Here is a 21,727-nt window from a genome sequence, read left to right as displayed (position 1 = left end):
AGGGGCGGTGGATTGAGCCGATATAAACACTCACACTGTGGTAGTTCCTAGAAGTTCTCGTCTATCCACGTGTTCATTTCGGTTAGCACGACGTTGCCCGTGTATACAGTGCCGAGCTCGAAATCCCATTGTTGCGCAACGAGTCCACTGTTGTGGTCGTTGAGATTTCCATAGCAGTCCAGGCCGACCCATATCGGGTCAAGGTAATTACGTCCAGCCTTATGCGCCAAATGCGCAGCTCGGTTGACGACATCTCCCATGTAGATCACATCATTGATGGCGCTCCCACTGTAGCCGGCCTTGATCATCAGGACACGGCCATAGTCCACGCCAATACCGACCTGCAGCGGGTCAAGGCTCTTCTTGGCGAACTGTTTGTTCAGCAGCTTGACCAAGGTATTCGCCTTGAATGCCGTGGCGAAGGCTCCGTCGATATCGGATCTCAATGGCGTGTTGTACACGGCCCACACGCAATCACCAACGATGTTGACTTCCCTGACTTTCTCATGGCCGTTCAGTACCGCAACCATTTCGGAAATGAAGGAGCGATAGATCTTGGCCAAGGTAGGGCGTTTGTACTTCTGTGTGAGTCCTGATGAGTTTCGAATATCGATGAAGACAGCTGAGCATCGCCCGTAGAACCCGTTCGTGTATGTGAGTTTGTCACGGCTAGGCAAGTCGTTGGTTTCAATAAATTGCCCGGCCGGCTGATCGAGAATCTCCTTGATCCGGGCACTGCTGGCAACCCAGTCGTAGCTCTTGTAGTTGCCATCCATCGCGCCCCACCCATCTGCCAAAACGATTGCTCGGCTACGCGGACAAAATACCGGGAACCTGACTGGCGAACAGCCTCCACGGTCCACGGTCAATGCTTGTAGAAGTCGTGAGGATCGCCTTCAAGGATCGAGATGATCTTGTCCCGCATGTCGGTGTACTGGTCGGCGTCACCGCGGAAGTACAGCCGCCGTGCGCCGTGCTGGCGCGCCTCTTCCTTGGTTAACTCGAAGATCCGGGCCCAGTGTGCGTCTGCGCATCCGTGGCGCACAACGTAGGTGGCGTGTTCACCGGCCAAGGGACTGATGGCGACGGCACTTTCGTCGGGTCCGGTCGCCGAAGCGATCGACAAGACAAGGTACCGGTTGTCGACGCCGTTAGACGTCACAGAGCCCTTATGCCAGATGCACCGGTGAGCGCCGAAGTGTTCTTGGAGTTCCTCTAGAACGGTAAGGCGGTTCTCGTCCAGGTGGTGCCCGTGGTACCGCTTGGTGGTGCGTAGGTCGGTGAGAAATGTGCGCAGATGAACGCCCTGGGGTAGGACGGTAAAGGGGAGTCCGGAGATGACGCGGCGCGTGGTTGCCGAGCTTGCGCCGGCATCCCGGAATTGTTGGAAGTAGTCGAATCGGCCGTTATGGAGGTCGGTCAGTTCTGCGTGCGATCGGTGGACGAAGTGTTCAAGAGCGGTCTCGTCGGACAACAGTAGGGCTTCGACTGCCGACAGCTCACGAGTGAGTGCTTCCATCGCCGACCGCAGTAGCGGGGTGGTTTCGAACAGTTGGTGTTGCGGTGGTGGTTGCAGCGCATCAAGCATGCCCCACAACCGTTCTGCGCATTGGGGATTGGCAATAACCAGGAGGACGGCGCGTTGAAGGAAGGCGTGTTTGGCCATGACCCGACGACGGTCATCGGATGCTGTTCGGCCGATGTCGTCGGGGTCGAATAGGTCAGTGAAGCCGCCTTCAATGGCGCGTGGCACGAGGTTGGGGTGTTCGAGAATGCGGCCGGCGCTTTCATGGAGCTGGTGGAGTCGATGCTTGGCATTGTCGACGACACGCGCAACGCTGGCGAGCTCATCGCCGGCGGATCTGGCCGGTGGCTGGGCCGGGTGTTGGTGGGTTGTGGCGTATCGCCACGCGAGAAATCCGTAGTCGGCGGAGTCGTCTGGATCGAACGGTACGAGATCGATGGCGATCTTTTCGATGTCGCGTGCGGTGTCTGCTTTCACGACGATGTCGGCGATGGCGACCTTGTGGATATCTGCTCGGGCCGGTGGCAGCCCAGCGCTGCGGGTACGGGGGCGAGGGTCTCGGGTAGGCGCCTGTGGCTGCGGTGGGTGTGCACGAGGGGTTTCGTCGCGGCGTTTGGCTGGGACCGACTGCGGAACCGTTCTGCGCGAGCGTGCGGGTTTTTCAGGGTTGCGTGAGAGTCGCAGCCCCGTGTAGACGGCCACGTTGCGACGTTTGTCCTCTGTCAGGGCGTCGCGCAGTGCGGAGCGGGAAACTCGGTACAGCTGTTGGTATTTCGTCAAGACCTCAGTTATCGCGGGGCCGAAATCCTTGGCGGCATAGGCTTGGCGATAGTCCCTGCGCAGGTCGGCCAGTTGGGATTCTGTGAACTGGGGTGGCGGCGCAGGTGGGTTGATCTTGTGGGGCGGCGTTATGAGGACGGTTCGCTGACCACGCCGGCCTGAACCTGGCGACTGCTGATCGTCACTCTGACGGCGTTGATGGCCGCTGGGCGGTCTGTTCCCGAAGTGCGCCCGCAACCGGTCGGCGGATGCCCTTTCGACAGTCGATGAGGCGGACTTGACGAATTCGCCCTGCTCTCTGAGTTTCGCCAGGAGTTCCTTGCTGGTGACGCCGAGCTCTTTCGCAAGCTCGTGCACCCGCGCCTTACCGCCCATGAGGCCCACCAGCAACCACTGATCCTCCAACAACATGAGACCGCAACTGTGCCGAATCGTCGACCCCGAATCCAGCGTTGGTTGCGCTACAGATGGAAAGGGTATGGCCTGGCGTCGGGCTGCGAGGGATCTTCCAGCAAACGGAACACATCAGGATCCTCGGTTTTGCGATTCAGCATGTTTTGGGGGTCGCTATTCTCATCGCCATGTCGAATTCCGGTGACGGCGAAGAAGTCGATCCTCCGGCCGATCCTGCTGTCGATGCGGCAGAGGCATGGAAGGCGGTGAGTTTGGTCAATGACTGGGTCAAGCACGCTGAGACGAAGTCCGCGGCGACGTTGGCCGCGGCCGGTGTGATGGGCGGAGTCCTGTACAACCTTGTCAAAGAACAGACCGAGTTCGACTGCTTATTGAGGTTAGCGGCTCCGCTGTGCGGGTTGCTGATTGTGCTCGCTGCGGCGGGAGCGATCGTGGCGCTCTGGCCGCGGCTGGCGAGCAACGAGACTCCAACGAGTTCGTTGTACTTCGACCACATCGCCCGTCGTCATCCGCACTCGTCGACCGAGTACGTGAAGGAACTGCGGGCACTTGTGTTGTCGCCCGATGATCTCTTGAGCCAACTGGGCCAGCAAGTTTGGGCGAACGCATGCGTCGCGCGACGCAAATACCAAGCGGTCGGATGGGCGCTGGTGTTCCTGTTCTCTGCGGGCGGTGCGCTGGCCTTGGTGGCGTTGGACCTGGCATTGAAGTCGGTTTCGCAGTAGGCAGGGTTAGCCGCGGCGGGCATACAACACCGCAGTTGGGCATGGCTGCGCCGAGATGCGGCGTGCCGCCTTGACAGCGCAGGCAGATCTATGGGGGGCTAGCTTCCAGCTAGGCCCTGCACACCGATGTGCCGTGGCGTCCATAGAGTCAAATGTACGGGGGTACAACACATGGTGGTCGCGGACGAAACCGACCAGTCCGACGCCAGCGAACGGCGCTGGAAGTTCAACTGGGTATGGGCGGCCGGATTGGCGCTGGCCCTCGGGGCCGGTGCATGGCTGGCCTGGTCGATCGAGCTGCTCCAAACCCAGCCGCTCACTGACACCAAGAGCCTTGATGAGCTTGTGTATCAGAGCCTCGATGAGACACAGGTACGAGTAGGCACGCGGTGCTTCGACAGCGTCGAGGAGCGCAACGCTGCGTGGCTGCGGATTCTCGTCGACATCGACAGACAGACCTGGGCCGAACGGGAAGGCGTTGTGGAGCGGGAAGGTGCTAGCGCCGCAGCTGGGACATGGGGGCCACCTGATGGCATCCCAGAGCTGCGGGCGGCCAAGGACGAGGACATCCCCCGAGGCATGTTCACCGATCCTGACCTGTGCTTCGTGGTCAGTGATGGGAAAGAATCGAGCGACACCGCGGCCGGGTGAAACCGGACTGGGAGCTTTGGAGGCAGCTGCAGCTGCGCTCTGCGCCGGGCCCCGTTGAACTGTCGACCTTGTGTTGTTCCCCCGGCTATCGTGTGCCAATGGTGTTGCGGGACCATCGGTGTAGACGTCTCTCGGCCGTAGCAGTGGCCATGTTGGCGTTGAGTGGGTGTGGTAGCAATCCGTCGGCTCCACCTACGTCAACGGTCACGATGACGGTGACACCGCCGCCAGTGGCAGCTCCAGCACCGATCGAGTTGCCTGCCGGTTCGGTCCTCGAAACCCGGGAGAACCGTGAGAACGGTGCGTGGGTGGATGTGTGGCAGGTTCCGCACGCTGGGCCCAACGCCATGACCGCTGACGACGTTCTCGAGTACCTGCAGGCGAAGCTGCCCGGCGGCCGGCCCTACGAGACCCCGAGTTCGCATCTCGAGTGGTGCCGGGGAGGTAAGAACTACTGGTCGTGGGAGAGCCCTTCGAGGACTGGTCCGACGAATACACCCGACGCGATCGACCGGTTGCTGGTTCAGGTGATCGCGGGGCACTACATCGAAATCCAACGTGACGCCTTCGAGCGGTTCGACTGCAACGAGGATGGACAGCCCGGTTAATCCCTTAGGGGTATTCGGCCACGTGGGTTACGCGGTCTGGGGCCGTTCGGCGGAGCTATTCCGGAATGCGTTCGATCGCAGGCCCATTGCGCAAGGCTTCGCGATGCGAAGCCCATTGCCGCCAGCCGCTCCGCAGTCCGCGTAGACCGACCGCGGCCCAGAACACTGTCGACAAGACCGACATGAACAATGACGCCCGTCCTTGTGCGTCGGCCATAGTAGAGATCGAGCCGGTGGCGAGGACAAGACCGATGAGTCCGCCGAAGATTTGTCCTGTTGCCGTATCCGTGAGTAACGCACCGACCTGGCGTGCCCCAGACGATCCTCGCTCGAAAATGTGCCGAGCGATCAATCCTGCGGCGACCAATCCGCACAATGCAAACCCAGCGACCACCGCATTCAACGTGCTGACCGCCGACGCGGAGGATTGCAGCCAAGCGATCAGCTTGATCGTTGTCAGTACAAATACAACGAAGATCGCGCAGCCGCCGGCAGCGGCCAGCGCGCGAATGAGCCGTTCACTGCACGGCTCACCATCGAAGATCTTCATGGCCTGATTCTCCCTCTCCGGTCTGACATTTAAACATCCACGCGCATGATCGAATTGCCGTCGACATAGCGCACTTACGCCTCGTGGAGTGCAGCAACTGCACGGTCGGTTCCGAGGATGCGCCGAACAGTACCGGGGGTCATCTTGGTGATGGCTGCGATGTCGTCAACGGTTTTTCCGTTGTCCGACAGCGCCAGAACTCGCTGGACTTCGTCGGTGGACTTGCGCAGCCTACGGCGCGAGCGGATGGTGGCGGCACGTTCAGCGTGTTCCTCACGCAGTGTGATGGTGGTCGCGCTGGATTCGTTATCTGAAGGATCCGACAGTTCGTCGGGCTCCTCGATGTTCTGCTCGACGTTCACGTCGGGTAGCCGACCTTCGCGGAATCGTGACAAGTAGACGACGGAGGATGTGGCAATGGCGGTGGCCACGTCAACGATGACGGGCCACATGAACGCCATTTCACGGGGGATTCCTGCGCCGATTGCTAAGTCGCGCAATGCTTCAAAGGAGAGGACGCAGGCGAAGATCGCCAGGATCGCCGTCATGACGACGTTCGCCCAGAACAGCCACGTCGCCTGGTACAAGGTACGGATGAGAGCAGCAATGCCTTCGATGCAGAGAATGAGAAAAACCGGTGGTGCCACCGCGACGGCGGTGGCCAGCTCACGAGGAATGGTGACATCGGTAGCTACCCAGGTGTGTGCACCGTTGCCTGCGATGGAGGTAGCGCTGGACAGCAGGATGACGGCCCAGAAGAAGATGCGGGCTCGTCTGAGTTCAGCTGCAGCGCTGGATCCGAATACTTTGCTCCACATGGATAGGGCGCCTTTTCTGAGGGTGGTGGGGTTGCGTGAAATGCGGTGACTGGCTTGCTTGTTGAGTTCTCCGCGTCCCTCAACCGGTGTTTGGGGGCGTTGGGCTAGAGGTAGGGGCTGGCAGGCGGGTAGTTGGTTTGGAGAAGTTCTGAAGGCAGTGAGAGCAGCGCTGCGGCAACCTGCCACAGGTACCAGGTGATACCGAGCGTGATTGGGATTCCGGTGACGAGCAAGGGAATCCAGCGGATGGCGGGCGTGCTGATGCGTGGCATGGACAGCGGGTTGCGTCGCGCTGGTACGGCACGGTCCGGGGGGTCGAGGATTGTGGGCATGGCGACGTCGCGGCCGCCCAGAAACAGATCGTCGTCGAGTTGCGCGGCGACGGGAGTCAGGGGCCACCAGTGGCTGGAACCATCGACGGCAAGCCAGCCCTCCAGGACGCCATAGAGCCCGGCGGCGAGAAACACCGCCGGCAGTTGTGCCAGCAGCCACGGAGTGACAACGACGGCCCACACGCTGGGCGAAGGGTCATAGAACAGCGGGAGCGGTAGTCCGCACAGTGCCGCGGTGCCCAGCAGCGCTGGAATGGGATAGCCAAGCAGTCGATCGGGGATCAACGTGGTGATCCACCCGTAGAGGAGCCGCCCCAGCGGCCAGGCCAACGGGGCTGCGACGGCGCACGCCACCACGATGGCTGTCTCGAACCCTCCCGTGGCGGTTGAGGTTTGACGGAAGACCAGGGGCGGTGTCACGTCGTCGTCGTGAGGGTCGGGCCGTACGCCGAGCCGCTGGCGATCACGGGCGCGAATAGCCTTGCCGAGTAGTTCTGCGCGGCGCTTCTGAAAGAGGAAGATCCCCGCGTGGGCGGCGATCCACGCGCGGCGTTCTTCAGCGAAGGTATAGATCGCGGTCGACACTCCTATGCACCCCCGGTAACAGCAACGTGGGGCTCGTCGTCGGTCACCAGTTCTTGCAGCAGGGTCTGAGTGTTGACCAGCAGGTCGGTGGCGTCGCCGAGCATGGTCAACGCCGCGCTGATCACGGTGGTGACCAGTTCATCGGTCTGGACTGCGGCCATGCGGGTTTCGGGCACTCCTCCGGCGAGAATCCGTGCTGCCGAGCCCTCTGCCCAGCCCAGCGCGGTGTCGATGCGAGTCAGAGTTGATTCCCGCAGTCGGCCCGTTCCATTTATTGCCTTGTGCAGGGTTGTCCGGTTGGGGCCGCCGCGGCGCGCCAGCTCACGAGGGCTGATGCGCATCTGGGCGGACCGTCTGCGCACGAAGAAATCGAGGCGGGCGGGGCCAGACGGGGGCGCTGGGTCGGCGAGATTCTCGGGTTTGTCCACCGCCCAAAACTAACCATAATCAACCAAAGTCGTCCACAGTTGTCGACATAATCGACTACACCTGACTACGGTTGCGTGCAAAGCTGACTATCCGAGGAGTGGGGAGCGAGGAGTCGACGATGAAGATGCTGTTGTCACTGGTGGCGATGGGTTGCGCAATGGCCGCCGTCGCGGTGCTCGTCGTGGTGGATCTCGTGCTGCGGTTTTGGCCGGTCTTGGTAGCGGTAGCCGTTGTGATCGTGGCTTTGCGCTGGTGGCGATGGCATCGTGCGACGGCGCGTACCGAGCAGTCAGTTGCGCCCTCTCATCTGTTTCCGACACCGTCGGCAGCCGTGGTCGCGTCGCGGCCTGCGCAGTCGGCCTCCGTCGAGGTGCCGCTTGTGATCGGCGATGAACGGGGTCTTCGCTCCCTGACGTCGGCTGGATCACTGGCGTGGGGCAAGCCCGTCACTGAGATTCTCTGCAACGAGGACCGCATGGCGCTCGCACACCACGGGCAGGTGCGTCGGTGAGCCAATCTGAATTGCCTCGCGCGGAGGCGGCGTGGATCACCAAGATTCGCGAAAGCATGGGCCAGCCCACCGAGGCCGACGACGACTTCAGCGACCTCGATGACGGCGAGGACGACGGCGTCGCTGGTGACGAATGGTCCGGTGATGACGATGACCAGCAGTTGATCGAGGGGCCAGACGAGTCGGTTGAGGCGGCTGGGCGAGATGTCGAATCAGATCACAGTGGCATCGAGGTCGAGCGAGCCGACGAGGACCCCGAGGTCGATGAGGACGAAGTGGGCTCCGAGGGCCGCCGGTTCAATCCCTGGGTGGCCGGAGGTTTCGGTGCGGCCGCGGTCGTCGCCACGATTGTGACCTTGGTGGCCAGCTCGGTGTTCTCTCGCGAGGACCCGCCGCCACCACCGGCGCCCAGTGCAGTCGCTAAGCCGGCCGTGCCGCCACCACCGCCGTCGGCGCCTCCCGCCGCTGTCGATGGCCCGTTGCGGTTCACTGCTACGTCGCCGTGTGACAAGCTGCCGGGCTCCACGTCGGCGCAGCTGCTTGCCGATCCGCATTCGAACGCTCCCTGGGTGTGCGCCAGTGCGGTGCCTGGTGAGATGCTGACGCTGACCTTGGATCGGCCTGCGGTGATCACGGCAGTCTCGATCGTTCCGGGAGCGGTGAGCAAATCCAACGCTCCTGACCAGGCCGACCCTTGGCCGCAGTACCGGGTGGTCAAGCGTCTGCAATGGCTGTTCAACGACACTGCCAACACACTCAAGCCGCAAGACACCGGCAACGCACACGGTGAGGCGGTAATGCCGGTGCCGCGTCCGCTGGCATCGGTGGTGACCGTCCTGATCCAAGAGACGAACCGTCCACCGCTGGTGGCACCGCCAACCACACCAGCCGCCGCTGGGCCGGGCAACGACATATTCGCGCCGATCTTCGGTGGCCCTGGGCTGCCCGCTACGACCGATCCTGTGTTCGGAAACGGAGACGACCAACCACATCCCAGCGACGGCAAGTTCGCCATCAGCAGCATCAAAATCATTGGGCACGAGGTGAAGTGAACTGCCATGCCGAAACTCAACAAGGTCTGGAAGCGGCGGCTGACCGTCGGCACGCGGGGCGCAGGTCGCATCATTCTGGGCGTTCTGATAGTGACGTCGTCAATTAGCGGGGCCAACACTGTACTGGGCTGGGTTTTTCCTGATCCGCCACCGCCGATCGCCGAGATTGCTGATAAGACGATCAATTCCTCGGACTTGGTGAAATCGTTCGCGATTGACTGCGTGACAACGTATCTCACCGCTGCTAGCGCCCAAGGTACCGACTTGTCGCGGTGCTTTCCCAACGCAGCCAAACTGACGGTGCCCTCAACACCATCCATGATGGTCAGCAATCCGTCGGCATACGCTCGGCGTCACGGGCCCGATCGCGCTAATCTGCGGACCTACGGCGTGTTGGTCGGGGTGACGACTCAGGCATATCCGAGCGCATCACCGGTCCGGCTGTATTACCAGATCCCCGTCGGAGTGTATGGCGGGGATGCCGTACGCGCCCTGGACAATTTGGCCTACGTTGACGAGCCTCCCGCCGGAGTCGATGTCGAATTGGGCTATCCGGTCAACATTCCCTCCACACATCCGCTAGCTGTGATGCTGGCCGGATTCATCGGCGCCTATCTATCGAATAATCCCTGCGTCGGTGGGACCGGCGAAGGGACGCAGGTGCCATGCCGGCCCACCGGAAGTCTCGATCGCTACATCACAACCGACTCCCGCCTGAGACCTGTAAAGAATCCCTACGCCAGCGCCACTGTTACCGGCGTGCAGGCGATCACCAATCCGCCAGACGATGCACCGGAGAACACCACATTGTCTGTGCGGGTGACTGTTTCGGCGCGGTCCGCCGATTACACCCCCTATGACCTGTCCTATCCGCTCACGATTCGCGCGACCGGAGGGAGCTGGTTTGTTGCGGCACTGGATGCGGTCCCTGCGCTGGCCGAGTCCGACCCCGAGCCACCCACGCCCAGCGCTAACGGCAGCGGCAAGTAGAGGAGGCCTGCACCACATGAACATGATCGGGTCGGTGGTCGGCGACACGCTCCGGGCAGTTGAAGCACAGTCAAATTTGGATCGGCCGCTACTGGTGGCCATGGTCTGCGCGCAGCTGGTCCTCGTCGCATTGCTCGGCCAACGGGTCGTCATTCCAGAAACGTCGCAACCCAGATCAGCACGAGAAAAAGGAGATTAGTCACGATGGACGCCAACGTTCAGGCCGCAGGCGGGATTATAGGACTCGGCCAAGAGATGTTCAGCTACGTGGTGATTCTGGGCGGGCTTGGGGCCATGGCCCTGGGCATCATTATCGGGCTCAGAACCTCATGGAAGGTCGGTATCGGCGCCGGTATCGCCACGTTCTTCGGCGGGATCCTGTTCTCGGTATTGATCTACAACGCAGTCGCGTTCCGCGACATGGGTGTGCAGGAGGTCCGTGACCGGACTGGCTACACGCCCAGCATCTACGCCGGATAATGACCAAGCCAACAGCCCCGAGTTCGGGCGACAACGCACGCATTTACACCGGTATCCGAGACGTTCCCATCTGGGCGGGGGAGTCCTCGCAAGGCAACCAGCTCCCGGGCGGTCCGTACCGGTGGCCTGAGCTTGCCGTCATCGCCATCATCATGACGCCAACGCTGTTGTGGGTACGTCACAACCAGCAGTCACCCCATCTGTTGATGGTTCTCGGTATCACTTCACTGAGCACGTTTCTCTTAGTGGTCACCTTGCGGTTTCTTCTGCCCAAGGCGCGCCCCGATTTGCTGACCCGCACACAGTTCTTCGTCAATGCGGTTCTGTGTCGGCCGGTGGCGACGTCGGTGCGCACGCGGGAGTCCTCGAAACGGTCACCGATTGGCCGATCAACAGGTCCGAGTCCATCAACGAGGAGACACCGTGGTTCGCGTTGATCCCACCCTGGATCCACCGACGAGGGTTGTCGGCAACCTGCGGTTCACGAACTCGGGTGTATACGCCGACTACCTCGTGCACGGGTTGGCCACGACTCTGCGTCCGATGTCGATCTTCGAGCGCGCAGCGACCTCGCACCGCAATTTGGGCCGCAACCTGGCCTCGGGCAGCCTGCTGTATGGATTGGTCGCTGACGCCGACCAGGCAGCGATCCTCGACAAGATTGTTGGACGTCATGGCGAGCAGTCGTCGTGGGCGCTGTACTCGCGCGAAGCGTGGACGCCGATCGTCGCTGATCCTCTACAGACGGGCGAAGGGATCGGGCCGCAGGATCGCTTGTTCTGGATGACCATGCCGGTCGACGCGGGCCGGCTTGGCCGTACCGCCGTCGGCAAAGTCCAAAAGCTCGCCACCTGGCTCATTGGCCGTGACCCGGACTCCGAGGAGTCGGTTCACGGCTACGCGGCGCTGGCCAGTGAGATCGTCTCGGCGCTGCCTGACGAGTTCCACTTCACTGCGGCTACCCCGTCCCAAATTCTGTGGCATCACCGTCACAACACACTGCGCGGCGTGTTTACAGAGCCACTGCCGGATGCCAGGTCGGGCCCGGACGAGTTGGCCGGCTTCATGTTTGGCCGTTGGGATTTCGATGAGAGCGCAAGCCGAGAACGGTTGCGGCGCTGGTGGCCCAGTCGTCGGTCGGTCCTACGAGTGCAGGAACTCGACGAGAACCAGAATTTGACCGGGCCGGTCAGCTATCAGGCGCTGCTGTCCGTCGAATCGTTCCCCAAATACGGCCTGCGGTTTCCCCGTGCAGCCTATCTTCGGGCTCTTGACAACGTCGAGACTCCTGCTGTCGTCGACTGGCTACAGCACGTCAATGTGGCTACCCCTGACCAAGCGCTTACCGCTAACCGGCGCAACGCCAAGAACATCCGCGATCAGCGACGTCAGCGTGCGGCACGGCGCGACGAGGCCGACGACGAGAAGCTCAAAGAAAAGCTCGACGGCACGATGGACTATTCGGGCGAGCTCAACGGCAATCCGACTGAGCGTGAAGTCGACAGCTCAACGATCATCGCGATCGGTGCTGGATCGCTCGACGTCGTCGAGGATGCGGTCAAGCAGCTTCGCCAAGAGCTCGACTCGGTGTCGATCGCCTTCAGCCGGCGGCGTGGTTCACACCGTGTTCTGTGGAAATCGTTCAACCCCGGCAGTGAAACCTCCAGCCCGATCGACCAGTTCCGCAATCCCACAACCGCGCACCGCTGGTCGAGGTTCCTGCCATTTGTCAGCGATGACTGCGGCAACTCGACCGGAAGCCCACTCGCGCTGAACCAGAACACATCCCGCCAGAGAATCATCCTGCACGATCCGGAGGGATGCGCCCGCAGGGATCACAACACCGGGCTCGGCGTCGTCGGGGAGCCCGGATCCGGAAAATCCAATCGAACCAAGCTATCTGCCTTCGAGCTGATGATCCGACGGGCACAGCTGCGCATCTTCGACCCTGGGGTACACGGGGAATGGGCCAAAGCGTTTCGCAGCGCTGGCGACGATGTCGTCCGCGTGATTGATCCAACCAAATCAGACATGTCGCTCGACCCGCTGATCATCTTCCCCTATGAAGAGGCGGGGTCACGAGCCGCCGATCATGTTCTGCCCATGATCGGAGTCGACGCTCGCAGTCGGCTGCGCGCCGAGTTCGAGGTAGCCCTGCGCCCAGACAACCGGGAAGCCAACGGCATCCGACGCATGCGCGACCTCATCGAATACCTACGCAGACAACCCAATCCGCATGACAACGAACTACTGATCCTGCTGGAAGCCGCAGCCTCCTCGTACTACACCCAGGCGCTATTTGATCCGACACGCCAGCCGTATTTGACTGGCGACTCCCAGGTGACGATCTGGCTCACCCGCAACCTCGCGCTGCCGAACGCCGACGAGATTCAATCGGCCATGAAGGGCGGGGCAGGGTTAGACCTCACCACCCGACAGGTCGCCGGCATGGCGATGTACGGCCTCATCGTCGACCTCGAACAACACCAACTCTTCCAGCGACGCGACGTGTACGGCAGCATGATTTTCGAAGAGTGCGCCGAACTGCTCGCCTACCCACCCGGCGCCCGTGCCGCACAACGCATCACAACGCAGGGCCGCAAGCATGCGACCGGCATTACCCTGATCACTCAGGACTTCCGCCATCTGGCACGCATGGGCGACAAGTTCATCACCCAGAAATGGCTGTTTCGCCTCACTGATCCCGACCTGGCCGAGCAGACGCTGGCATGGGCCGGTATCGACCCCGCCCAATACCCGGATGTGCTGCAGTCCTACACCGAGGACACCAGCCCGGCAAACACCACTCTCACCGGTGACGACGACGAGATCGGCTACGTCGACCCTCACCGCCGCGGAGAAGGGTTCATCGTCGACGAGTTCCGCCGGTTCGCCCGCGCGAAATTCTTCGGCGCACCCCTTGCCGAACTGGCCGCCGACTTCGACAGCACACCTCTTGTGGACGTTCCCAACAATGAGGCGGCAGCATGACCACGGCGCCCCGCACCGATCGGCTGGCCTACTGGTGGGCCAGCAATCCCAAAGCCCGACGCATCGCGACCGTCATCACCATCGCGCACACCCTGGCGCTGTGGTCGGTCGTCAACGCTCCAGCTGCGACCGCCTCAGCCGGGGCGGCAGCTCTGGGCTGGACAGGTATTCGAGACAGCTACGGCGTGCCGATCGCCGCCTACTTCGTGTCCATGGTCAGCACACCCGAAGCCGCTCTCAATAACGGTCAGGAAATTTCACTGCTGGATCCGGTCAGCTGGATGAAGTGGACTGCCGAGGTCCTCCAAACCGGGCTGACCCACTCCACCGCGGCGTGGTGGATCACCAGCACTGTCGGCATCTACATCTTCATGGTGGGAACCAGCTTGTGGCTGCTGCGCTTCGCACTGTCCACCAAATGGCTGGTGCTGATCGCCTCTATCGCACGGCCCGTCTACAACGCCGTTACCACCGTGGCCAATCAGCTCTACCTGGGACCCATCACGGTGACATTGTGCGTCGTGATCGGCGGCCTTCACATTCTGCGGGGACGAGCAGGCCGGGGTTGGGCCTTGATCGGCACCGGCGCCCTCTTCACCGTCCTGCTGCTCACTGTGTTCGCCGACCCGATCGGCGAACTCTACAGCGAGCACGGCCTTCTCGCGATGGGCCGCGAAACCGGCTTCGCGATCGCCCAAGCGACCCGTGGGCACCCATATGCCCCAGGCCAATCCCTCGACGCACAACAGAATGCCCTGATCGGTGAACTGATCACCTCCGGAGTCCGCCATCCCGTGCAGGTCGTCAACTTTGGCATGGTCATCGACGACATCGGAGGATGCGCCGACGCCTGGTCTCGTGCGGTGATGTCAGCCAACGGCGCTGGCCCTGGACCAGCATGGGCCATGCGCGGCATCAACCAGGGTGGATGCGGCGCCCCACAGGCATTGGCACATGCTCAGCAGCTGGGCGGGGGAGACTTCGTTCCAGCACTCCTGTTCTGCTGCGCCGGCCTGGGCCTGTCGATATTCCTCTGGTACGTCTCAATCACCAACTTCCTGGTGGGGTTGAAGGCCACCTACTTCGGCACTGTTGTCGGGCCCGCGTTCATGGTGGGGATGAGTGGACTCGCAGACCGAGCCATGTCCTACGCCAAGCACAGCGCCTGGCAGCTCCTCCTGCACGCTGTTGAGCTCGCCGTCTATACCGCGTTTCTCGGAATCGTGATGGTGTGGTTGGGCTTCGCGCTGACCACCACTACGTTGGGCACGGGCACCATCAGCGTGATGCCGCGAATGTTGATCGTCATGCTGGCGGCCGTCGTAGCGCTCGTGCTGTTCCGCTTCATCGAAAAACAGTTCCATACCGACGGCATCGGCACGATCGGCCACACCATTCGCGGCGCCGCCGGTGGACTAGCCGACAGATCGCGGGACCACTACAACAAGGCTCGCGACGGCGTCGACGAGGCACGCGGAATGTTCGGCAAGGCACGCAAGCGCTTCGGCCGCCAAGGCGGCGAGGACGGCGACGCGAGCGAGGAAGCCGCCAGTGAATCCGCGTCTTCAGCGCCAGGATTCGACACATTCAAGCCACGGCCTAACACCCGGGTGAGCAGAAAGTGGGTCAGCGAGCGGTTACTTCCCCGCACAGCGGTCCAGGGAGCTGCGAGCGGGTCCGGCGCAGCGGAGTCCGCCGCCGCCGCAACAGGCACGCGGGCCGCGGTCGGTACGGCTACCAAGGTCCTAGCCCCGGAGGTGGCACTTCCAGCAGCCGCTGTCGGCGCGACGGTGCATGCGGTCCGCAAGCACAAAGAGAACAAGCAGGAACGCAAACCGGCGTCGTCGTCAGGGCCGTCGCCCGAACGTCCGCAGGCATCCTCGGGACCCGACCGGCGCGATCCCGACCGCCATCACGCAACCGAAGGCACCTCGCAGCCCGCGGGTGAGCACGAGACCTTCGGATCGCGGCAGTCAGCGGCGCGACGTTCGCGGCATGACGGGGATCGCTCCGGTGCCCGCGACGTTGTACCCACCGGCGTCGAAGCCCCGCCGATCGAGCGGCACCGAACTGACGAGTCCAGCGCTGACGGAGCGGCCCTAGAATTGGGGACGCTGCGCCGGCCACCAGGCACCAACACTCCAGCGAAGCGCAAAGGTGACCAGAAGTGAACGCATCGGAATACGCCCGCGATTACCTGGATCAGGGAATCGCAGCTCTGGGCCTGCTAGGGGACGGCGGACAGCCTGATCCCGCGACAGCGTTGCGCGCGTTCGAGCGCGCTACCGAAGCCGATCCGGGCATGTGCGACGCATGGGTGGGACGCGCTGCGGCAGGCGACGTGTCAGTCTCAACGCTGCGCACGGCGCTGCACACCAGCTCCACACTGCACCGCGAGACCAGGCGGATTGGGCTGGACGACAGAGCGCTGTGCCCGGTGGTGCCCGCACCCGCTGGCTACCTCGACTTGTATCCGACGACGCCGGTCGGGCTGGCATTAGCCCACGCCGTGGCGTTGATCTCCGCTGGTGAATACGACTCCGCTGAGAAGACCCTCGACGACATCGACCTATCGGTTGAACCCCGCCAGACAGTGGTGCACACCTTTGTTGGCACCACACTGCATTTCGTCACCCGACGGTGGACTGATGTAGTGGCCTGGAGTTCACGGACCCACAACGAGCGACCCAGCGTCCTCGATGACGCCATTGCGCTGCTCGCCGGCATCGCACACACAAGCCTCGGCCAATTTGAATCGGCACTGGCCCTGCTGGCACCACTGACCGACGGCGGTGCCGACCCCAGCGTGCCTGCCATCATCGCTGACGCCCACTTCTACCAGGGATTGTGCCACCGCAGCCTCAACGACGAAGCTGCCGCACGAACCCATCTCCAGTCTGCCCGCGTGGACGGCCAGCTCCTGCCGGGTGCACAGCAAGCACTGCGTGACCAAACCTACGGACCCATCGTCACCACCGCCGAGGCAATTGCCGCGCGCGTGGATCGTTGGAATCCGGAATCCGGCCCCAGCCAAGCGGACCTGAAACGCAAACAACAACAGCAGGCCGCTGAAACCATCCTGGCTGAGGCTGAGGCTGATCTTATGAACCTCGTCGGGTTGCGCAACGTCAAAGCCCACGTGCTCGAACTGCGAAACATACAGCGCTACGACCAGATTCTCGCCCAGCGCGGCATCGACACCAGCGACAGCCAGGGATCGCTGCATACGGTCCTGACCGGCCCGCCCGGGACCGCCAAGACATCCATCGCTCGCATCATGTGCCGGATGTACTTCGGGCTGGGAATCCTCGACGACCCTGGGTTCATCGAGGTGAAACGTCAAGATCTGGTCGGGGCACACATCGGCGCCACCGAAGAAAAGACCTCCAAGGTCCTCAACGAGGCACTCGGCCGAGCATTGTTCATCGACGAGGCACCCACCCTGTTCAAAGAGGACCTCGAGCGTGACTTCGGCCGAATTGCACTGGACACGATCATGACCTTCGCCGAAGACCACCGACGAGACACCATCATCTTCCTGGCTGGCTACGCCCAGCCAATGAAGTACATGATGTCTGCCAATCCTGGACTGCGCGGCCGCTTCCCGCACCGACTGGAATTCGACTCCTACAGTCCCACAGAGCTTGTGGAAATCGCCGACGTATTCGCCCGTTCATCCAAAGTGACGCTCGCCGAGGATGCCCGCGAGCATTTCGCGCGTATAGCGGCCTGGCTGTGCGCCACTCCCGCCTCAGAGGGGGGCTTCAGGGACCCCGACACCGCAGGATTCACACTGGCCGACATCGCCAACAACGGCCGGTTCGTGCGCAATGTGCTGGACAGAGCCACGGGAAAAATGAAGCACCGCCTCATCGAAGACAGCAGTATCGACCTGGCCACCGCCGACCTCGACGCGATCCGCACCGTCACCCTCGATGACATGCGCATCGCCGTCTCCACTGTGGTCGATGCGGCCGAGATCGCCCTACCGCCATCCTTGAACGCCATTTGATCGTGCTCACCAGTTAAGAGGGGAACATTGACGGATAACTTCGATTCCAGCCATACATCAACGGAGCCAACGACTTTCGATGACGCCCTAGTGTGTTTCGCCGACGGCAGCCGCGCACGTTTCACCCGTGTTGAATTCCTACCCGACGGGCGGCTCAAAGCTGTCCTCACGCGGTCAGTTGGCGACGAGCTGCGTGCCACCGCGCGATCAGACTCCCACACCATCACCGAAACTGCCTATTTCGCACCGGGTTCCTACATTTCGGTGCAAGGTCCTCGCCGAGGCGCCTTGGTCGCCGACACAGCATCGGAGCGACACATCGTGAAGCTCAACCTCCTGACCGAGAATGTCCGCGAGGCCATCGAGAAATTCGTGTGGCACCACTGGGGACTTCCCTTGTACCCCAGGATCGATGATGTGTCCGATGAGAACCTCATTGACAGGCAGTTCAGCGTCTGGGACGAGGAGGGTAACGGGGTGGCCGTCGATACGGTCACCTTCAGGTGGGTGTGGCCTAACGGCCACGACCAACCGATCCAACAGCTTGCCCGCGTGCCCAGACACGTTGAGCAGCAGCAGACGAGCTGATACACGACGAGAACATCTCTGGCGGTCACCAGCCGTGGGAACCGTTCGCCGTCGGCACCGACGCTCACCTATCCCATTTGGCATTGGGCCAGGACTCGGTACTGGACCGAGGGCGGCGGATGACGGGTGGGAACCCGGCGTCAGCGCCTATCGCCCAGCGATCTTTCTTACGCGTGCAAAGAAGTCATGTCGATGCTCGTCGCTCCAGCCGTCAGGCGCGATGGTGAAGTCCAACACGTCAATCCATACGTCAGTGGGCCATCGGCTTTGGCCCCGTACGCGCACCCAGATGTCAGCCGCGAATCTGGCCGCCTCGTCGTGGCATTCGTTCCGCCAGAGAAACGTCAATACTTCGGTGGGAATATGGTTGATTACTAGATCGGCCGGGTTGGGAGGAACTTCTGCGTCAATACCTGCGGCGGCGATGATCGCTCGGATGTTGGCGGCTTCACGCTCGGCCAGGTCGCGCGCGAACCAGTCCCAGGCGAAGCGCTTGTCGATATTGCCGTAGGGCTTGAGGATTCGGTCGAGGAAGTGGGGTGCGGGCGGAACGTCGATTGCGGTCATAGTGTGGGATCGTAGGTACGGCTGAGCAACGTTCTTCATGCCGCGACCTTGAAGTTTCTCTAAGAATCTGCTGACTGTGCCATTGGCCCTCGGGTTCGGCCCCGTACACCGCAGCGGTTACCGCAACAGCGCGCACTCAAGTTCCTGACCCGTACGAGAGGTTGTCGAGCGCCGCGGCAAGCTCTGGGTAGTTGTAGTATTTTTCGTCCGCATCCACTTGTTGCCGAACAGCATCGAGAAATGTTGTGAAGGCGCCGGCCCGGTCGTGTCCGAGGTGATGGGTGTCGGCCAGTAGGTTCACCGCCGCCTCGGGCATCAGACCGGCGCGCCAGCACTGGTCGTTGCTAGCCCATGCCTGGAGCGCGGATTCAAGGTCGTGCATCGTGAGGAAGGCAGCGTGCTCGACGAGTAGCTGCCCGACGGTCTCAGCGAACCGGTAGGACCCGGCATCTGCCAGGAGGTTGATGATCGCCGGAACGAAGTAGGAGTCTGGTCTCGCGTCGATGACGTTCACCTTTTGGTGCGATGACAGTCGATTGAACTGTGTTTCGAGTTGGCCGAGCCGGTCTCTGACGGATTCAATGGCGACGAGCGACAGCGTCGTCGCGGTCCGGCTGAGCAAAGGTTCGTAACTGGGTGTCGTGATCTTCTCGCCGACGAGGTTGTTCAGATGTTCGGCGAGCGGGCCGTCTGTCATGTCCCAGAACGCGTCTAGATCACCGAGGCGGCTGAGGGCACGTCGTTGACAATCCGGGCTGGCCTCTCGGAACCGGTCCCGAAGTAGCGAAAGTTCCCCACGCACAAGCTCTCGTTCACGTGCTGCGAATGCCTTCAGCACGGTGGCGGAGCGATCGGCATAGCTGGTCGGATCCATACGATCGGCGGGGTTGAGTTCGAGGAGCGCGTGTTTGGCTGCCATGGCAGCCAGGTTGCGGCGTGTAGCTGGACGTACGCGGTCGAGGTAGGTCGCCTGGATGTGGGCGGTGCTGGGGACGAATGCCGGCGAGCACGTGAACTCGACATAAGACTCAACGATTTTGCGGCCTTGTGTGGGGCGTTGGATCAGTAGGACATCTAGTGCGATGGCGAGGTGAGCGCGGGCCGCTTCGGGCTGTGGGGCGAAAACTTCGTTGAACGGCCGCAGGGACGGGTGGACGCAGAGGTTGCGGTCTTCGCGTATGCGTTCCAGTGCGCGCCTGTCGATGGGATCGAGAAGTTCCAGTTGTACAGCGTTGTCGAGTAATTGGTTCTCGATGGTCTGCATAGATCGGACGCCCTCTGTTGAGAGCCCTTGTGCCTGTGCGTGTTCCACTGCAGATTGGATCGACTTGGCTTCTCCGTCGGAGTCATCGGCCAGGCGGCCGATCTTGGCGATGATGTCAGCTGTGATTGCGGTCCATGTGGCGGTGATGCTGGCCCTGATGGCTCCGGCGTTGTAGCAGCGCCAGGCTTCCTCAGCGTGTGATCGCGTGGTCGGATTCCATACTTTCGCGAGCAGCGTCTCGACATCCGTCACCGGCGTGGTTCCCTTCTAGTGCTGCCGCCGCCGGACCACGGACATCACCCTCGGTGGCGGCAACCTATGGAACCATGCCCGGCCCGGTGGAGGGCAGGGGCCTCACGCTCGGCGTCGGGTGCGTTTGACACGTTCTTCGACCACGCGGTCCCAGATCTGCAGGAAGTCTTCCCAGTCGGGGATGTGCACTCGCTGTCCCGGCTCACCGCGAGCGAGCAGGTGTGCTTCTTCGCGGTTCTGGGGCAGAAAGTCCTGCCAGTCGATCTGGGCTCCGAAGACTGAGGATTGTCCTCGGCTTCCGCTCGTTGGTTCGTAGGATTCGGTGCGCCGGGTCGCCAGACCCAACCAATCGGAGGCCTGTTCGAGGAAGTGCCGCTCGTGTGAGCCGTACATGATGAGCGTGCCGGGGAACATATCTCGCAGTGCGTCAGCGTATTTCGGGCCGAACACCACGTCGAAGTGGCTGGTCGACTGCACGGTTGCCATGATGTTGACGCCGAGGCCAGCCGATTCGCCGACGTAGTTCAGTAGTGAGGGCAGCGGGCAGCTGTTGCACACCTCGTCAAGCTCAAGGAGTAGACGGTGCGTTAACTGGTGCTGGTCGGTTTTCTTGCGGAAGTACTGCACGATGGAGTCGATCAGTGCCACCGCGGCGCCGGCTACCGTGCCGCTGTTGGGCGCGATGACGAACAGGGTGGCATGGGGATCATCGAGCATGGAGACGTCGAACGATTCGATGCTGATCTGGTCAGCCACGCTGAAGGGGTCACTGTTCTTGTTCATCAGTCCGAGCCGAACCCACGGTGTGGTGGCCTTTTTCATGGTGATTGTCACGCTGTCACGCAGGCGGCTGTCCATGGTCATCAGTTCCATGAGTGGTTCGCGCAGATCGGCATGTTCGCACAGCGAGTATGCCGTCGCCCACGAGGGGTAATCGACTTCGCCGGCGTGGGCTTCATCGTCCTCGTCGTCACCGCGCGTTCCGACGGCTCGTAGCACCCATGGCATACCTTGGCTGTTGCCCAGAGGGCTGGCGGCGTAGAGCAAGCACGCCAATGGTGGGGCAGCACTAATTTCCCAGAGTCCACCAGCAGCGACGCTTTGGCCGCTGGCAGCCCCACCGAAGCCCACACCGGAGGTAGCCAGCATTGTCTCAGCCACCGTGAGGGCGTCATCGCCACTGGTGATGGCTCCTGTGGGGTCCGTGACGAGTTGGCGTACATTTTGCGGCCAGACAACAGCTTTCGTCGGTCGAAGGTCGATCACTCCGACCGGCCCGCTGAATCGACGCTGCATAACCAGTTCTGCCAAGTCGGGTTTGCTGGACACACAGACAGCGGGGCCGGGGTGTACGACGGCCGCGCAAGACAGCAGCCTGCGCGTCTTGCCTGTTCGCGTCGGCGCCGAGATGAGCAGGTGTGGGGCGCTTTCGGCCATGTATGGCCGTCCGTCGTCGGTGTAGAGCAGGCCGCTGTAGGGCGTGTAGGGCCTGTGTTTGTCGCGTTGCTGGCCGCCGGGCACCAAGACTGGCATATCGCGATGATGGTCAGTCTCCAAACTCAATGTCCAGCAGTAACGCCCGATCCGCGGTTGAGGACTCTGT

General features: G+C 62.2%; 19 protein-coding genes and 1 pseudogene. 11 read left to right on the top strand and 9 right to left on the bottom strand.

Translation table 11 applies throughout. The features are described 5' to 3' along the window. Positions 1 to 47 precede the first annotated feature (47 nt). Both BN4332_RS31840 and BN4332_RS31835 read right to left on the bottom strand, forming a co-directional pair. Entirely contained in the window at positions 48 to 776 is a 729-nt protein-coding gene (locus BN4332_RS31840) for an adenylate/guanylate cyclase domain-containing protein (RefSeq protein ID WP_066904170.1), read from the bottom strand. 1,747 nt (positions 777 to 2,523) lie between these two features. Beyond that, a pseudogene (locus BN4332_RS31835) lies at positions 2,524 to 2,680 on the bottom strand (translation initiation factor IF-2 N-terminal domain-containing protein); the annotation flags it as partial. 92 nt (positions 2,681 to 2,772) lie between these two features. Here BN4332_RS31835 and BN4332_RS31830 point away from each other — a divergent pair. The 3 genes from BN4332_RS31830 to BN4332_RS31820 all read left to right on the top strand — a co-directional run bounded on the left by BN4332_RS31830 (position 2,773) and on the right by BN4332_RS31820 (position 4,703). Then, positions 2,773 to 3,444 (top strand): Pycsar system effector family protein, encoded by a 672-nt coding sequence (locus BN4332_RS31830; protein WP_066904166.1) that lies wholly within the window; start codon positions 2,773 to 2,775, stop codon positions 3,442 to 3,444. A gap of 171 nt (positions 3,445 to 3,615) precedes the next feature. Then, positions 3,616 to 4,095 (top strand): hypothetical protein, encoded by a 480-nt coding sequence (locus BN4332_RS31825; protein ID WP_066904164.1) that lies wholly within the window; start codon positions 3,616 to 3,618, stop codon positions 4,093 to 4,095. Between the two features lie 230 nt (positions 4,096 to 4,325). Next, positions 4,326 to 4,703 carry a hypothetical protein gene (locus BN4332_RS31820; RefSeq protein ID WP_160110980.1) on the top strand — a complete coding sequence of 126 codons (378 nt, stop codon included), beginning with the start codon at positions 4,326 to 4,328 and terminating at the stop codon, positions 4,701 to 4,703. Positions 4,704 to 4,758: 55 nt separating this feature from the next. On the opposite strand, the gene BN4332_RS31815 is transcribed toward BN4332_RS31820, so the two are convergent. From BN4332_RS31815 to BN4332_RS33475, 4 genes are all read right to left on the bottom strand, one after another. Continuing rightward, a complete protein-coding gene (locus BN4332_RS31815; RefSeq protein WP_096867197.1) occupies positions 4,759 to 5,253 on the bottom strand; it encodes a hypothetical protein in 495 nt (164 codons plus the stop codon). Positions 5,254 to 5,327: 74 nt separating this feature from the next. Then, positions 5,328 to 6,071 (bottom strand): DUF2637 domain-containing protein, encoded by a 744-nt coding sequence (locus BN4332_RS31810; protein ID WP_084459483.1) that lies wholly within the window; start codon positions 6,069 to 6,071, stop codon positions 5,328 to 5,330. Positions 6,072 to 6,175: 104 nt separating this feature from the next. Next, on the bottom strand, positions 6,176 to 6,988 hold the full coding sequence (locus BN4332_RS31805) for a hypothetical protein (RefSeq protein ID WP_235654364.1): 813 nt from the start codon (positions 6,986 to 6,988) through the stop codon (positions 6,176 to 6,178). 2 nt (positions 6,989 to 6,990) lie between these two features. After that, entirely contained in the window at positions 6,991 to 7,416 is a 426-nt protein-coding gene (locus BN4332_RS33475) for a helix-turn-helix domain-containing protein (RefSeq protein WP_160110979.1), read from the bottom strand. A gap of 119 nt (positions 7,417 to 7,535) precedes the next feature. Here BN4332_RS33475 and BN4332_RS31800 point away from each other — a divergent pair, with 119 nt between their 5' ends. From BN4332_RS31800 to BN4332_RS31765, 8 genes are all read left to right on the top strand, one after another. Beyond that, positions 7,536 to 7,928, top strand: coding sequence for a hypothetical protein (locus BN4332_RS31800; protein ID WP_066904156.1), 393 nt, complete (start codon positions 7,536 to 7,538; stop codon positions 7,926 to 7,928). Continuing rightward, the gene (locus tag BN4332_RS31795; protein WP_160110978.1) at positions 7,925 to 8,980 is read left to right on the top strand and encodes a hypothetical protein; all 1,056 of its coding nucleotides are present in this window, start codon (positions 7,925 to 7,927) and stop codon (positions 8,978 to 8,980) included. The genes BN4332_RS31800 and BN4332_RS31795 overlap by 4 nt, the downstream gene beginning before the upstream one ends. A 6-nt stretch (positions 8,981 to 8,986) precedes the next feature. Further along, complete coding sequence (locus BN4332_RS31790) at positions 8,987 to 9,970, top strand: hypothetical protein (protein WP_074133257.1); 984 nt, start codon at positions 8,987 to 8,989, stop codon at positions 9,968 to 9,970. Between the two features lie 204 nt (positions 9,971 to 10,174). Beyond that, entirely contained in the window at positions 10,175 to 10,450 is a 276-nt protein-coding gene (locus BN4332_RS31785; protein ID WP_066904150.1) for a hypothetical protein, read from the top strand. Between the two features lie 543 nt (positions 10,451 to 10,993). Continuing rightward, on the top strand, positions 10,994 to 13,441 hold the full coding sequence (locus BN4332_RS31780; RefSeq protein WP_235654363.1) for an ATP-binding protein: 2,448 nt from the start codon (positions 10,994 to 10,996) through the stop codon (positions 13,439 to 13,441). Next, positions 13,438 to 15,612 (top strand): hypothetical protein, encoded by a 2,175-nt coding sequence (locus tag BN4332_RS31775; RefSeq protein ID WP_066904146.1) that lies wholly within the window; start codon positions 13,438 to 13,440, stop codon positions 15,610 to 15,612. Before BN4332_RS31780 ends, BN4332_RS31775 begins: the two co-directional genes overlap by 4 nt. Continuing rightward, complete coding sequence (locus BN4332_RS31770) at positions 15,609 to 17,453, top strand: AAA family ATPase (protein ID WP_066904144.1); 1,845 nt, start codon at positions 15,609 to 15,611, stop codon at positions 17,451 to 17,453. The genes BN4332_RS31775 and BN4332_RS31770 overlap by 4 nt, the downstream gene beginning before the upstream one ends. Before the next feature lie 27 nt (positions 17,454 to 17,480). Continuing rightward, complete coding sequence (locus BN4332_RS31765) at positions 17,481 to 18,041, top strand: hypothetical protein (RefSeq protein ID WP_160110977.1); 561 nt, start codon at positions 17,481 to 17,483, stop codon at positions 18,039 to 18,041. Between the two features lie 147 nt (positions 18,042 to 18,188). Here BN4332_RS31765 and BN4332_RS31760 read toward each other — a convergent pair whose 3' ends face one another. The 3 genes from BN4332_RS31760 to BN4332_RS31750 form a co-directional block, all read right to left on the bottom strand. After that, positions 18,189 to 18,608 (bottom strand): hypothetical protein, encoded by a 420-nt coding sequence (locus tag BN4332_RS31760; RefSeq protein ID WP_066904140.1) that lies wholly within the window; start codon positions 18,606 to 18,608, stop codon positions 18,189 to 18,191. 136 nt (positions 18,609 to 18,744) lie between these two features. Next, entirely contained in the window at positions 18,745 to 20,124 is a 1,380-nt protein-coding gene (locus BN4332_RS31755) for a hypothetical protein (RefSeq protein WP_066904138.1), read from the bottom strand. Between the two features lie 102 nt (positions 20,125 to 20,226). Next, positions 20,227 to 21,645: a type IV secretory system conjugative DNA transfer family protein gene (locus BN4332_RS31750; protein ID WP_235654362.1), complete on the bottom strand. Its 1,419-nt coding sequence runs from the start codon at positions 21,643 to 21,645 to the stop codon at positions 20,227 to 20,229. Positions 21,646 to 21,727: the final 82 nt, after the last annotated feature.

It is taken from the genome of Mycolicibacterium houstonense (assembly GCF_900078665.2).
Taxonomy (GTDB): domain Bacteria; phylum Actinomycetota; class Actinomycetes; order Mycobacteriales; family Mycobacteriaceae; genus Mycobacterium; species Mycobacterium houstonense.
The sequence above is the reverse complement of the archived record's forward strand: the minus strand, read 5'-3'. Positions and strand labels throughout refer to the sequence as shown.